This is a genomic window from Vibrio marinisediminis (assembly GCF_014050145.1).
In the GTDB taxonomy this organism is placed as follows: domain Bacteria; phylum Pseudomonadota; class Gammaproteobacteria; order Enterobacterales; family Vibrionaceae; genus Vibrio; species Vibrio marinisediminis.
In genome coordinates, this window is the sequence record NZ_JACFYF010000001.1 from 697,480 (window position 1) to 710,663 (window position 13,184).

General features: G+C 43.4%; 13 protein-coding genes and 1 pseudogene. 7 read left to right on the plus strand and 7 right to left on the minus strand.

Annotation, left to right across the window (positions count from 1 at the left end; all coding sequences use genetic code 11):
* Positions 1–65: 65 nt before the first annotated feature.
* Together H2O73_RS03190 and H2O73_RS03195 are read right to left on the minus strand one after the other, a co-directional pair.
* Positions 66–644, minus strand: a complete 579-nt coding sequence (locus H2O73_RS03190) for an FMN-dependent NADH-azoreductase (RefSeq protein ID WP_182106439.1) — start codon at positions 642–644, stop codon at positions 66–68.
* A 197-nt stretch (positions 645–841) separates the two neighbouring features.
* Positions 842–1,174, minus strand: a pseudogene (locus H2O73_RS03195) (efflux RND transporter permease subunit); the annotation flags it as partial.
* Positions 1,175–1,313: 139 nt separating this feature from the next.
* Here H2O73_RS03195 and H2O73_RS03200 point away from each other — a divergent pair.
* Complete coding sequence (locus H2O73_RS03200) at positions 1,314–1,556, plus strand: sensor histidine kinase (protein ID WP_246335841.1); 243 nt, start codon at positions 1,314–1,316, stop codon at positions 1,554–1,556.
* On the opposite strand, the gene H2O73_RS03205 is transcribed toward H2O73_RS03200, so the two are convergent.
* Positions 1,553–1,756, minus strand: a complete 204-nt coding sequence (locus H2O73_RS03205) for a hypothetical protein (protein ID WP_182106443.1) — start codon at positions 1,754–1,756, stop codon at positions 1,553–1,555. The genes H2O73_RS03200 and H2O73_RS03205 overlap by 4 nt on opposite strands.
* Before the next feature lie 203 nt (positions 1,757–1,959).
* On the opposite strand from H2O73_RS03205, the gene H2O73_RS03210 reads away from it, so the two are divergent.
* Positions 1,960–3,315 carry a DNA-3-methyladenine glycosylase 2 family protein gene (locus H2O73_RS03210; protein ID WP_182106445.1) on the plus strand — a complete coding sequence of 452 codons (1,356 nt, stop codon included), beginning with the start codon at positions 1,960–1,962 and terminating at the stop codon, positions 3,313–3,315.
* Complete coding sequence (locus tag H2O73_RS03215; RefSeq protein ID WP_182106447.1) at positions 3,312–3,791, plus strand: methylated-DNA--[protein]-cysteine S-methyltransferase; 480 nt, start codon at positions 3,312–3,314, stop codon at positions 3,789–3,791. Before H2O73_RS03210 ends, H2O73_RS03215 begins: the two co-directional genes overlap by 4 nt.
* A 245-nt stretch (positions 3,792–4,036) precedes the next feature.
* Here H2O73_RS03215 and cyaB read toward each other — a convergent pair whose 3' ends face one another.
* The 4 genes from cyaB to nhaD all read right to left on the minus strand — a co-directional run bounded on the left by cyaB (position 4,037) and on the right by nhaD (position 7,803).
* Positions 4,037–4,597 carry a class IV adenylate cyclase gene (cyaB, locus tag H2O73_RS03220; RefSeq protein ID WP_182106449.1) on the minus strand — a complete coding sequence of 187 codons (561 nt, stop codon included), beginning with the start codon at positions 4,595–4,597 and terminating at the stop codon, positions 4,037–4,039.
* Positions 4,597–5,793 (minus strand): DEAD/DEAH box helicase, encoded by a 1,197-nt coding sequence (locus H2O73_RS03225; protein ID WP_182106451.1) that lies wholly within the window; start codon positions 5,791–5,793, stop codon positions 4,597–4,599. Before H2O73_RS03225 ends, cyaB begins: the two co-directional genes overlap by 1 nt.
* 91 nt (positions 5,794–5,884) lie before the next feature.
* On the minus strand, positions 5,885–6,235 hold the full coding sequence (locus tag H2O73_RS03230) for a hypothetical protein (RefSeq protein ID WP_182106453.1): 351 nt from the start codon (positions 6,233–6,235) through the stop codon (positions 5,885–5,887).
* Positions 6,236–6,369: 134 nt separating this feature from the next.
* Positions 6,370–7,803, minus strand: a complete 1,434-nt coding sequence (gene nhaD / locus H2O73_RS03235; protein WP_182106455.1) for a sodium:proton antiporter NhaD — start codon at positions 7,801–7,803, stop codon at positions 6,370–6,372.
* A gap of 519 nt (positions 7,804–8,322) precedes the next feature.
* On the opposite strand from nhaD, the gene H2O73_RS03240 reads away from it, so the two are divergent.
* The 4 genes from H2O73_RS03240 (at position 8,323) to H2O73_RS03255 (ending at position 13,059) form a co-directional block, all read left to right on the plus strand.
* Positions 8,323–9,054, plus strand: coding sequence for a nucleoside recognition domain-containing protein (locus tag H2O73_RS03240; protein WP_182106457.1), 732 nt, complete (start codon positions 8,323–8,325; stop codon positions 9,052–9,054).
* Positions 9,051–9,518 (plus strand): YjiG family protein, encoded by a 468-nt coding sequence (locus H2O73_RS03245; RefSeq protein WP_182106459.1) that lies wholly within the window; start codon positions 9,051–9,053, stop codon positions 9,516–9,518. Before H2O73_RS03240 ends, H2O73_RS03245 begins: the two co-directional genes overlap by 4 nt.
* A 9-nt stretch (positions 9,519–9,527) precedes the next feature.
* Positions 9,528–10,652: a M20 family metallopeptidase gene (locus H2O73_RS03250; protein WP_182106461.1), complete on the plus strand. Its 1,125-nt coding sequence runs from the start codon at positions 9,528–9,530 to the stop codon at positions 10,650–10,652.
* Positions 10,653–10,989: 337 nt separating this feature from the next.
* Positions 10,990–13,059, plus strand: coding sequence for a GGDEF domain-containing protein (locus tag H2O73_RS03255; protein ID WP_182106463.1), 2,070 nt, complete (start codon positions 10,990–10,992; stop codon positions 13,057–13,059).
* Positions 13,060–13,184: the final 125 nt, after the last annotated feature.

The window sequence follows — 13,184 nt, forward strand, 5'->3', positions numbered from 1 at the left end:
TGGGCATGTGCCGCATTCCGTTAAGACTAAGGACTGAAATTTGAAAGCAGGGATTAGTCTAAAAATTAAATCAGTTCAACCAGCTCTTTAAGTGCTTGATCTCGGCTAGTTTGTGCGGGTTCATCACCCATGTTAAGTGCTTCAGCGTAAACATAATTCACATCGGTAATGCCGATAAAACCAAGCATGGTGCTCACATAACTCTCAATCGAGTTACGAGGGCTATCTTTATGCATGCCGCCTCGAGTGGTCACCACCGTCACTTTTTTATTCTCAATCAAACCGACCGGACCATTTTCTGTGTAGGTAAAAGTTACGCCAGCGCGGGCGATAATATCGAACCAGTTTTTAAGCTGAGTCGGTACCATAAAGTTGTACATCGGTGCTGCAATGATGATTTGATCAGCGGCTTTTAGTTCATCGATCAGTTGGTTAGACAGGTCAAGAATCGCCTTAAGTTCCGGCGCTAGGTCATCTCCATTACTACGCAGTGCAGTCGCCACATTCATATCCAAAACAGGGATAGGGTTGATGGCCAAATCACGTTCTATCAGGTTTGACTTCCCTGCTAAAGCAGCATCAATCAGTTGGTTAGATTGAGAATATTCGCCAAGAATGCTTGATTTAAGTACTAAGGTTGTCATGTGGATGCTCCAAATTTTTGAACTTGTCGTTAATTTATGTAACGTAGTTTAAGTGACGATTGAACGTTAAAAAATCCGTTAGCTTAGATGAAGGTATTCAAAAAATTTGAACAAGATGAATACCTTCACCAAATCTAAGGTTTGTTTGTCGTAAAAAACAGTGCGTACAGAGCTGGAATAACAAACAACATTCAGCTTCCCCCCACATTAATTGAAATATTACGGGCGTACTGACCGTCGAGTTGCGTGAGCAATTGGTTAGAGAGTTCGACAGGGCTCACACTATCGTCGCTGATTTGAGCTGTCACCGTCACCTCGCGCTCGCCATCGTAATGTTTAATTAGTCGAGGCGCTTCAATGTTTTCAACGGTAGCTAAGCGGCTAAGTGGTACATGTCTGCCATCAAGGGTGTAGATTTTTGTGGTATTGAGCGTTTTAAGCGCCCGAAAGTTCTTGTCCAAAATCAGACGTATATCGACTTCTTGATCGCCAAGCCAAGTGGATGTCACCGTATCACCTTTAAACGCAACCAGTGATTTGCAAGAGCGGCTCGTTGTGGGCGAAGAGCTGGATATCAGTACTTTTGAACGAAAAACCGCAGCAAACGTGACGCTAAATTCACATCTAGTTCCAGAGACTACTATCAATATGCCTCCGGCTGTATCGGCGATGATCTTAAACAATTTATTGAGCAATGCGGTGCGGTTTACTCAGCAAGGGCATATTGATGTGTCGGTTTCTACTAACACGATACGTATTGTCGATACTGGTGTGGAGTATTCCACTCAGACAGAATCGGAACATGGGCTCGGCTTACTGATTGTGGAGCGCTTGTGCAACGGCTACGGCTGGTCAGTCTCTATCGGTGATAATCCTCACCGCACAGGTTGCTTGGTCGAGTTAACACGCTAAAGGCTCATTAGGCTTTCAATAGACTCTTCAAGGGAGAGGTTTTTATACGAGCTGATCCCTTTGCCATCTGTGGTATCAATAAACACACTCTCAATATTTGACGGACCATGGTATTCAATAATACCCAGAGATTGTTCAACGGTTTTACAAATGAGAGTTGATTCGTCGCTCAGCGTGATGGTGCAAGAATGTAAGTTCATAGCCAACGTCCTTTTGTATGTTATGTTTTTCACTCTAATGTAGGGATCCATCCCCTAAACAAAGCTAGTCAACGTTTTTTCAATAAGCAATACGGTTTAGAAAATTTGACACAAACCTATTCTTTAGTATTAAGTTCCGAAAATGGCGAATATAACCTCCTAATCACGTTACACTGAAGATAAGTATCGAGTAAGGAGGTGATATGTCACCGACACCTGAGCAGTATCAACTTGCTCGGCAGGCGCGGGATGCCCGTTTTGATGGGCGATTTTTTGTTGCCGTGAAGACCACTAAAATATTTTGCCGACCTATTTGCCCTGCCAACCTCCCAAAGGAGGAGAATGTCGAATATTTTACCGATGCAGCATTAGCCTTGCAGGCTGGTTATCGTCCATGTTTGCGTTGTCGCCCTGACAGTGCACCAAATTCTTGGGCGTGGCGAGGTACTCAAACCACCTATGAACGGGCGATGAGGTTTATTGAGCAGGGGGAATTACAACGTACTTCACTCGTGCAGTTATCGGAACGTCTAGGAATTAGTGACCGTTATCTTCGTCAGTTGTTTGAAAAGAATTTAGGTATGTCACCTAAGCAGTACGATTTGTATCACAAGTTAATGTTTGCAAAACAGTTACTGCATTCTAGTAGCATGAGTATGACTGATATCGGTTTTGCAAGCGGCTTTAATAGTACTCGTCGCTTTAATGATGCTTTTAAAAAAGCGCTAAATTTAACCCCAAGTGAGCTTAAACGAGACGCGAGTAGTGTAATGAATCATCAACTTATTGAACTCAGCTACCGAGGTGGCTATGACTGGCAATACACACTCGATTTTTATCGTTTAAGATCGATAAAAGGGTTAGAGATCATCGATGACAATAGTTACCAAAGATATGTCTCGATTGATGATACTCAAGCGTGGTTTAAAGTTGTATTTGGAACTAAGCCAAATAAAGTCTTACTGGAGTTTGAGCTTGAGGATGTCTCACAACTGAAGAAGCTTGTTGTGCAAGTGAGAAGGATGTTCGACCTTGATGTGGATATTGAATTTGTTGAGCAGCATCTAGAAGCGATACAGCCTGGTGTAGTGATTCGCTCTGGGATTCGAATGCCGGGAGTATGGAGCGCATGGGAGGCTGGCGTGCGTGCAATATTAGGGCAGCAAGTCTCAATAAAAGCGGCGATAAATCAGCTCAATTTGCTCGTTTCGACACTGCAAGGCGAGAATGTCAGTCATTTCCCGACACCACAAGAGTTAGTCAATACTGATTTGAGCTTTTTGAAAATGCCGCAAAGTCGTAAAGAAACGCTGAGACGCTTTGCACAGTTGATCGCCTCAGAGCCTGAAGCGGACTTTGCGCAGTGGCTGGCGTTAAAAGGTATTGGTCCTTGGACTATTAACTATGCAGCGTTGCGTGGTCTCTCTGAACCAGACCGCTTTTTAGAGGGGGATTTGGTGGTGAAAAAAGCACGGCAACACTTTACTCAGTTGACGGCGCAAAATGTGTCGCCATTTGGCAGTTACGCCACTTTTCATTTATGGAGTCATGCGGGATGAAACGCTTTTCTATTATCGACACCCCACTTGGAAAAATGACTTTGCAAGCGAATGATGTTGGCTTGCTTGGTGCTTGGTTTGAAACGCAAACTACTCAACCTGAGTATTTAGGCGAGCGCGATGATCAATTTGAAATACTCATGGCGGCGAAAGTACAGCTAGACGAGTATTTCAACGGTATTCGTGACCGATTTGATTTACCGCTGGCTGCCATAGGAACCCCATTTCAAACTCAAGTGTGGCAGGCGTTGACGACCATTCCGTTTGGTGAAACTTGGACTTATCAGCAACTGGCTGACGCCATTAACAATCCAAAAGCAGTACGTGCGGTCGGCTTAGCCAATGGCAAAAACCCGATTTCAGTGATTGTGCCTTGCCATAGAGTGATTGGCAAAAATGGTAAGTTAACTGGTTATGCTGGCGGTGTAGAGCGTAAAGCGGCTCTGCTGAAACTAGAGAATATCGATATTCAATGAGTTAAAGTTAGCTTTCTTTGGTCGTTGGATGATAGTCCGCGGGATTAAAAAGGGGTTGTTTGGGCATAAAATAGCCACATGCTTCACGGGTAGCGAGGGTGGGCTGCTGCCATGCCCCACAAAGATCTTTTTCGTTCTCACGCGCGCGAGTAAATTGACGGCAATGCCCACACTTAAACACATTTGAATCCTTTCAATGTCTATGAGCAGAAAGTGTAATGGCACTAGCCGCGAATTGATTTGATCTATGTTGTTAACTCAGCGTATTGCTCGAACATTGTGAGGTAAGAGTGATGTTCCAGATCTTGTTCGCCTAAACCAAAATTAGCCGCCAGAGATTGCAGCTCTGAGCGATATTGCTCAAGCGCACCTTCGTTATCGGTCATGATGGCAAATTCGGCGAAATCACCAATCCCTGCGAGGTGGTCAAGTGTGATATGGAACTGGTTAACAAAGTAGATGCTGCGCACTTTTCGGGTGGTTAACCTGACTTGATAACCCATGTTTTCCAACATACTTTTTGCGCTGTCGGACTTGGTAATATCCGTTGCTTCACAGCGGTCTGCTTCTGGACCTTTAACTATCCATAGCTTAATCCCTGAAGGTTCCATCTCTCGTATCGAAACAGTCTTGTTCTGCTGCTTTAAGCTCAGGTCCGGCGTATCAAAATACCAATCGGTTTCTGAGTTATCTTCCAACATCACTTGATGCTCAATCGTGTTAAGGACGCGTAAAAACGCGTCCTTACAGCTCACTCGATATTTGAGTTCGACTTCGTACTTGCCTTTAAAGTGTTCGTGGCTCATTAAGCTTCGTTATCACTGCGTTTGTGTTTTGGCACGTAGTTTAAGATTGAAATCGGTACAGGTTTGCGTGGCGCAAAACCTTCAACTTCACGGCGTTCGATCAGGTGACCCAGTCGGCTTTCAATCATGCATAGGTTTTTGAAGTTATCTTTCGATACAAATGAGATCGCTTCACCGCTTGCATCCGCACGACCAGTACGACCGATACGGTGTACATATTCGTCAGCAGGGAAAGGAAGATCGTAGTTGATCACACGTGTTAAGCCGTGAATATCAATACCACGCGCACCGACACCAGTGGCGATCATGTATTTGATTTTGCCTGCTTTGAAGTCTTCCAATAGTTGTGAACGAATCGCTTGGCTACGACCACTGTGGAAAGCTTCTGCCATGATGCCGCGTTTTTCTAGCTGTTGAGCCAGTTTTGCTGCGCCATGTTTAGTTTCAATAAAGATCAGTGCTTGATCCCAATCGTTCTCTTTTATCAGGTGGCTCAATAGCGATGATTTCATATCTTTATCAACGGTAATCAGCCATTGTTCGATGTTCTTTTTCGAAGCTTGGTTTGCCGCAATTGAGATCTCGTATGGGTTGTGAACCGCTGTTTTAGCCAGATCGCGCACTTTGTTTGAGAGTGTAGCCGAGAACAGCAAGTGCTGAATATCAGTTGGGAGGCGATCTAGGATCTTATTGATGTCTTCAATAAAGCCCATATCTAACATGCGGTCTGCTTCATCAAGCACAAGCACTTCAACTTCTTCGAAGTGAACGGCATGCTTGCCATATAGGTCCAGCAAACGACCTGGGGTTGCTACAAGCACGTCGACACCGTCGATCAACGCTTGCTTCTGCGGTTTTTCATCCACACCACCGTAAATTGCCAGTGACGTCAATTTTAGGTTTTGGCTGTAGTGACGTACTTTCTCTTCAACTTGAATCGCAAGTTCACGAGTTGGCGCTAAAATAAGAGCACGAATGCGCTTTTTACGCTGAGTTTCACCTTGGCTAAGCTTTTCTAGAATTGGCAACACAAAACCGGCAGTTTTACCTGTACCTGTTTGCGCTGCGGCAAGTAGGTCTTGCCCTTGTAGAATCACAGGAATGGCTTGAGTTTGGATATTAGTCGGCTTGGTGTAACCAAGCTGGTCAATCGCGTCTGTGATAGGTTGGCTTAAGCCGAGTTTTGCAAATGGCATGGGTTTACTCTGTATTGAAAAGGCGCAGGAGCTGAGATGACAGCTCCTTATATTATGCAGAGTTTACCATGAAGTTGGTCTACATGAAGCGCTAGCTGTTTTCTTTGTTGTATTTGTCCTTCATCCCTTTGGATTTGTCGGGGCGTTTATCTTTCATCATCTCTTGTTTATTGTGCTGTTTGTCTTTCATTTTGTCCTTCAATTCGTCACATTTTCCGTGTTGTTGTCCTTGTTCAGAGCAGTGATAATCTAAGTCATTTTTGCCTTTGTTTTTCTTTACACGATCTTTGTTTTCTTTCATTAATTGCTGCTGTTTATCCATCATTTTATCTTTGGATTCGTCAAGCATTTTGGGGTTATGTTTTGCATGGTTATCGGCGTGTGCCAAAGGGGAAAGAAGCAACAGACTCAGTAGCGCAATAAATGTGGGAATTCGATTCATAGCTGACCTCTTAGAATTACACAGGTCTATTGAGTATTGTCGAAGTTAGCGGTTTTGTCCTGATTAAGCTGGGAGGGTAGCTGCTGGCTAGGTAAATACTAACCAGCAGAATCATAGATTAGAGCGGGATACGTCTAAAATAGACCGTTATTAAGCCATAGGTGAGTCATGATACTTGCGGCGTAGCCTAAACCAATGACTGGTGCCCATTTTAAATGCCCAAAGAAGGTATATTTGCCGTGAGCAGCGCCCATTAGTGCAACCCCCGCAGCGGAACCAATAGAGAGTAGGCTACCACCCACACCGGCGGTTAAAGTCACCAATAGCCAGTTGCCCATCGACATTTCAGGTTGCATGGTCAATACGGCAAACATCACTGGGATGTTATCGACGATGGCGGAAAGAATCCCCACCATGACATTGGCCCAAACTGGATCCCATTGGTAATACATGATCTCAGATACCATGTTTAGGTAGCCAATTAAGCTCAGCCCGCCAACACACATCACGACCCCGTAGAAGAACAGCAGTGTATCCCACTCGGCATGAGAGACTCGGCGGAATACATCAAATGGTACCACGGAACCTAAGCGCTTGAGAGCAAGATCATCTCGGTTGGCAATGGCTACTTGGGCTTTACGGGCTAACGAACGCTTAAGCGTAATGCGCAGGAAAAAGCCAAAGAATTGAAGATAAGCTAAGCCCATCATCATGCCGATTACTGGTGGGAAATGCAGTACCGCATGGAAGGCAACGGCTGTTGCAATAGTCAAAATAAACAGTCCAACAATACGCAAAGCGCCACGTTTCAGCTCAACGTGAACATGTGCCACATTGGGTTTCGCGTTAGGTATGAACATCGACATTATGACCGCTGGCACAATGTAACTGACTACCGAAGGCGTAAATAACGGCATAAATTCAGAGAATGAAACATGCCCCGCTTGCCATACCATCAATGTCGTAATATCGCCAAACGGGCTAAATGCACCGCCGGCGTTGGCTGCTACAACGATGTTAATACAGGCAAGGTTGATAAAGCGCGTATTATCCCCACCGACTTTCATTACAACGGCACACATCAATAACGCCGTGGTTAGGTTATCTGCGATTGGGGAAATAAAGAAAGCGAGTATACCAGTAAGCCAAAACAACGCTTTGAAGTTGAAGCCTTTACCTACCATCCATGCTTGTAGGGCATCAAATAATCTGCGTTCTTCCATCGCGCTGATGTAGGTCATTGCGACAAGGAGGAAGAGTAATAGCTCAGCATACTCAAGTAAGTTGTGCTCGAGGGCAACTTTCGCTATGTCGATTTGCCCTTGCTGGGAATAAACATACCCGACCATTGCCCAGATTATCCCGGCTGCGAGCAGCACGGGTTTGGACTTACGTAATTGCAGATACTCTTCGAGCATTACTAAGGTGTAAGCAAGACCAAAGATAAGTAGAGCAGCGTAGCCGACAGTAGAATGGGTAAGATCGAGAGGGGTGACATCGCTGCTAGCCGCAAAAGCGGAATAGGGCAAAAATATTAGACCGAAAAAAATGGCCCATAGACTTTTCATTACTTCAACTCCTTGAAAATTTGAAAAATTAAAAATTGTTCCAGCGCTCAAACCCAAGATTATTGATGCAGTCTCACTGCTTGCTGCACGCGTATTATTATCGGTCAGTCTGATTAAGCATTGTTATTTAGGCATTAATGGGTTCGACGCGAATTAAGAAACTGGCGACATTCTAGAGACCTTTTACAAATTTGTTTGTGAGGTAGGTGGAATAAGACTGAATCATTCTGATTATTAACAAATGTTAACAATTATATGAATATTTGTGATGTGCAATGTTATTGGCTGTGAGTGGAGCTATAAGCTATTTATGCTACTTATCACAAAATAAGATTCTAATTTGTATTGAGTGAGCAGATTTAGTGTCGTATTGATGCGGATCAGATTTCTAGCACGGGAATTACCACAAAATCCGTGAGAATTACAAATCTACGCTGAAATTGAAGTGCTTTTATAGAATAAGTTAACAGCAGAAGATGTGTAGCAGTCATGGTCTATTTATAATAATAAGGTGTAAAAATGTCTGGTTCTAACCAAATTGAACGAAAGGTGACGTGGGGGGGCTACGTTGCGTTGGCTTTTGCTGTCGTGTTTTTCTCGGGCTTAATGCAATCTAGTGAGTGGTATGGCGTGTTTGATTTCACCACGCTAAATGGCTCATTCGGTAAAGTCGCTCATGGTGTACAGGAAACTGCCGAGGGTGTTGAAGCGGTAACGACATCATTCCGTGGTAAAGGTGGTAGTGGTGCTCGTGATGGTTTCATTTTTGCATTGACTCTAATTCCAACCGTGATGTTTGCTCTAGGTGTGATTAATGTTCTTGAGCATTACGGTGCTCTTGATGCGGCGCGTAAACTGCTTTCTCCTCTTCTTCGTCCGCTAATGGGTATTCCTGGTAGTTCAGGTCTTGCACTTATTGCATCACTACAAAGTACTGATGCCGGTGCGGCTATGACACGTCAGTTAAAAGATGAAGGTCGTTTAACTAAGCGTGAAACTGACGTATTCACAATGTTCCAGTTCACCGCAGGTGCTGCAATTGTTAACTTCTTCTCGTCAGGTGCAGTGCTATTCACTTTAACACTGGCTGATGGTTCCCTAGCCGTGTCATCTTCAATTGGTCTGGCTGTTGCTGTGATGTTCTTCTTTAAGTTTGTGGGCGCTAACTTATTCCGCGTTTACTTAAATATCACCGAAGGTAAAGAAGACAAAAACGAAGAACAAGGTTTACAACAGGAGACGGCAAAATGAGCGAAGTTAAAGCGAAAAAACCTATGGTGACAGACATTTTCGTTGAAGGTGCGAAGAAAGGTTGGGTCATTGCAACGACTTCTACAGTACCGAACGTATTGATGGCGTTTGTTATCATCAAAGCATTGCAAATTACGGGTGCTCTTGATCTTATGGGTACTGTTTTTGCCCCAATCATGGCGGTATTTGGTCTTCCTGGTGAAGCAGCAGCAGTATTGATCGGCGCGTGGATGTCGATGGGTGGTGCGGTTGGTGTGGTTATCACTCTATTTGACCAAGGCATTCTAAACGGCGCTCACATTGCTATTCTTGCTCCTGCTATTTACCTAATGGGCTCTCAAGTACAGTACATGGGTCGTATCATGGGTCCTATCGGCACAGAAGGTCGTTACCTTCCGGTGATGATCGCTATTTCTGTACTAAATGCGTTTGGTGCAATGCTAGTTATGAACCTTTTTGTGTAAGGACAGGCGATGAACTTTTCACTTAACGAATATCTAGAAGAGCTGCGTCCACTGATTGATGTGGATTGCGGCACTTACACTCTAGAAGGCATTGAATACATTGCTGCCCAGTTTGAAGCAAAATTTTCGCAAATGCCGGGTTGGACAGTTAAGCGTGTTGACTGTGGTAAAGCGGGTGTTGGTTTAGAGATCCGTAACAAGCCAGAAGCGGACGTGATTGATGTGATGCTGATTGGTCATATGGATACCGTTTTCCCTGTTGGAACCGCAGCTGCACGTCCAATGACAACGGACGCCGATAAAGCATACGGTCCGGGTGTATCAGATATGAAGTCTGGCTTGCTAAACATTGTTTACACTATGCGCAATCTGGACCAAGCGGTTCTTGATAAGCTGTCTATTTGCATTTGTATGAACCCAGACGAAGAAACAGGCTCACTTGATTCTGTGGATTGGATTCAATCAGTGGCAAAAGATGCACGTAATGTTTTAGTAGCAGAAGCGGCGCGCGCTGATGGTGGTTTAGTTAAAGCTCGTAAAGGTTTAGCTGGCTACAAGCTTTGCTTTAAAGGCATTGCTGCGCATGCGGGCAATGATCCTGAGAATGGTCGCAGTGCGATTACTGAAATGGCAAACTGGATTCTTGCTATTAATGCAATGACCAACTTTGAGTCTGGTACAACGCTAAATGTTGGTGTGGTTTCTGGTGGTGCGGGTGCCAATATTGTTCCTGAATATGCTCAAGCGGTAGTTGATGTACGCTTCTGGAACAATGACGAGTATGACGAAGTCGATGCTAAGTTGAAAGCGATGCTGGAAACGCCGTTCGTTGACGGTGTGACCATTGAGCTAGAGCGTGAAGCTTATAAACCATCGATGGTAGCAAATGAGCAAACTCAAGCCTTGATGAGCTTGGTTGAAGAGTCAGCGGCTGAGCTTGATATTGCGATCAACTGGAAAGAAGTGGGTGGCGGTTCAGACGCTAACAACACCGCGATTTTGGGTGTACCAACGCTTGATGGTTTTGGTCCTATTGGTGCGGGATTCCACAGTGATCAAGAGTACCTACAATTGGATTCAATTGAGCCCCGTATCCGTATGTTGATACGTGTGCTTGAGAAAATCGCGCAATAAAATTTAGTCACAGTTCCCCTTAATATCAGATCCCCAGACTTAGGTTTGGGGATTTTTTTTATCTGTAAATACAGAAAATCACGAGTTTAACCGTGGATGAATGCAGAGCCCTAAATGATCATCGTAAAGCGGAGTTATTTTGGAGAACTCTTTAGAATTATGACGCTAAGTACCCCAGGCATGCCCGGGAGAATTTACGAACTAAAAGGAAGCGAATTTATCTGTGATGAAGCACTGCACTTTACAGTATGCAACATGTTTTTTATGGCGATTCTCATGTATAAGACTAACCAGCGTATTAATTAATAGCATGTAATTTAATCATTTGGCTAAGTTTATGAATTTTATAAAGAAGGCAATTTCGATTTTTTCAGCAGTTTTTTTAATACTGCTGACTCTATATGTTTTATCTGATGAATATGGGGTTGAGTCCACACGCAACGAAAATGCGTTGCCAACATCGCTAGAGCGCTACTTGCCTATTTTGCTTCAACATCGTGCCACGGAAGCGATTCAAGAACTGCCGACCTATTTATCTGAGCCTGATTTACAGGCTTGGCTCGCTTCCAGTCATCGCGAGACTCGTTTGTTGAGTCATTGGATACTTGCAAATGAGGCTCTGAGGCAGAGCGAGTTTGAACGAGCGGAAGAGCATGCCCTTAGCGCTGTGAGTTTATTAAATGATGAGACTTCTATCGAATTGAGAGCAAAGCTTTATTTCAATTTGAGTTTAGCGCAAATAAAGCAGAATAAGGTTGAGGCATCGACTAATAGTTTTGAACAAGTTGCGTCTTTATTTGAAAAATATAATGGCTCGCACAATGAAATTTTTATCACCTATTTTATGAAACGTGCCTTTGAGTTGTCACATCAAGAAAGTAGTAGCGATGAATTGGTGATCTTTTGGGAAGATATATACCAGAAGGCATCGGCAATAGAATATCAAAGGATTGATGACATTTACTATTATCTTGGTACTGCCTATTGGAATGCTCGTCAGTTTGTAAAAGGGACTAACCTAAAAGTGAAGGCTATTGAAGTCAGCTTAGAGCGCAATGATGATGATCAAATACAGTTTATGATGACCGATGTTGGCATTGATTATTTGTTTAATGGTAACTATCACCAAGCGATAAAACAATTCAATAAAGTTATTGAATACAATCAAAAAAGCGATAAAGAAAACCCTGAAAGATTGCACTATATACTAATCAAACTGTATGCGGCATATACTGAAGCTGGCGATATTTTTAAAGCTGGCGAAGTCCTTATCGAGGCTGAAACACAACTCAAGAAAATAGAAACTCCTAGCGTTCAGCAGCATTACCAAACTTATCTTTATGCAATGCAAGCTGACTATGCACGACGCATTGGTGATGCTGGCGAAGCACTGCGACTAATAAAACTCGCTAAGGAAAGGCACGAAGGGGAGTACCACGCGAGGGTATATCAGTTTGATGTCACATTAGACATGATTTTTGGGGATGTCTATTATCTCAGACAAGATTTTGATGAAGCGGTTAAATATCATCAATCAGCAGAGAGCAAAATTATAATTCGTGATTTGTATTATTTGGAAGCCAGTATTCATCGTAAACTTTACCAAGATTATCTAGCTCAGAAAAAATTAGCGTTGGCGTTACGACACTTAGAAGAAGAGAGTAAATTACAGCGTCAGCAGAAGTTGGATATAAACGAACAATATTCGCAATACATCTATAGTCAGTTTGAAAGTAAGAAGCAACAGGGTCGTATCGCTGAGTTAGAATATAGTACAGAGCGTTCAAAATGGATGTTCACCTTTTTGGCGGTTGTTCTGTTAACTCTTATCCTTTTTGTTTGGATGCTAAAGTCAAAAAATAGAAAGATTACTCAGTTAAACGCTTTGTTGACGACCTTGAGTACAACGGATGGTCTTACATCAATATCAAATCGTAGGGCATTCGATGAATATCTTAGAGTATGGAATTCGCCGCCAATATCCATTCAGATGCGAGCAATATTCATGCTCGATATTGATAGCTTTAAGAGATATAACGATTTCTATGGGCATGCGGCTGGTGATCATGTCATTAAGGCTGTCGCTAAGGCCATTAAGGAGCAGTGTCGACAACATGATTTTGTTGCGCGTTATGGTGGTGAAGAGTTTGTCGTATTGATGAGTGACACTACTCCGGAAATGGCTTTGGCGTTGGCGAGTCAAATTCAAACATCCATTGATGCGCTTAATATGCCTCATGCCAAATCTGCAATTAGTCACAAGGTGACTTTGAGTATAGGTGTTTTGACTTGTCCAAAAGGCGTCGATAGTGATGCTCATGAGCTGATGAAACTTACAGATAGTGCTCTGTACCAAGCAAAATCACAGGGACGAAATCAAATCTGTCATATTCCGTATGATGTATAGATATTAAACTGATTTCCACTGCATCAGACTAAACCCCCAGACTTAGGTTTGGGGATTTTTTTATCTGTCGACAAAGTCTCAGCACCAAATATGATGATGTCACTTATTGCATGATTTACTGCATC

Coding starts and splice junctions, on each gene's coding strand:
- H2O73_RS03230 (WP_182106453.1), bottom strand. CDS start 6,235: ATGAATCGAATTCCCACATTTATTGCGCTACTGAGTCTGTTGCTTCTT.
- H2O73_RS03240 (WP_182106457.1), top strand. CDS start 8,323: ATGTCTGGTTCTAACCAAATTGAACGAAAGGTGACGTGGGGGGGCTAC.
- H2O73_RS03215 (WP_182106447.1), top strand. CDS start 3,312: ATGAAACGCTTTTCTATTATCGACACCCCACTTGGAAAAATGACTTTG.
- H2O73_RS03245 (WP_182106459.1), top strand. CDS start 9,051: ATGAGCGAAGTTAAAGCGAAAAAACCTATGGTGACAGACATTTTCGTT.
- H2O73_RS03255 (WP_182106463.1), top strand. CDS start 10,990: ATGAATTTTATAAAGAAGGCAATTTCGATTTTTTCAGCAGTTTTTTTA.
- H2O73_RS03205 (WP_182106443.1), bottom strand. CDS start 1,756: ATGAACTTACATTCTTGCACCATCACGCTGAGCGACGAATCAACTCTC.
- H2O73_RS03225 (WP_182106451.1), bottom strand. CDS start 5,793: ATGCCATTTGCAAAACTCGGCTTAAGCCAACCTATCACAGACGCGATT.
- H2O73_RS03210 (WP_182106445.1), top strand. CDS start 1,960: ATGTCACCGACACCTGAGCAGTATCAACTTGCTCGGCAGGCGCGGGAT.
- nhaD (WP_182106455.1), bottom strand. CDS start 7,803: ATGAAAAGTCTATGGGCCATTTTTTTCGGTCTAATATTTTTGCCCTAT.
- H2O73_RS03190 (WP_182106439.1), bottom strand. CDS start 644: ATGACAACCTTAGTACTTAAATCAAGCATTCTTGGCGAATATTCTCAA.
- cyaB (WP_182106449.1), bottom strand. CDS start 4,597: ATGAGCCACGAACACTTTAAAGGCAAGTACGAAGTCGAACTCAAATAT.
- H2O73_RS03200 (WP_246335841.1), top strand. CDS start 1,314: ATGATCTTAAACAATTTATTGAGCAATGCGGTGCGGTTTACTCAGCAA.
- H2O73_RS03250 (WP_182106461.1), top strand. CDS start 9,528: ATGAACTTTTCACTTAACGAATATCTAGAAGAGCTGCGTCCACTGATT.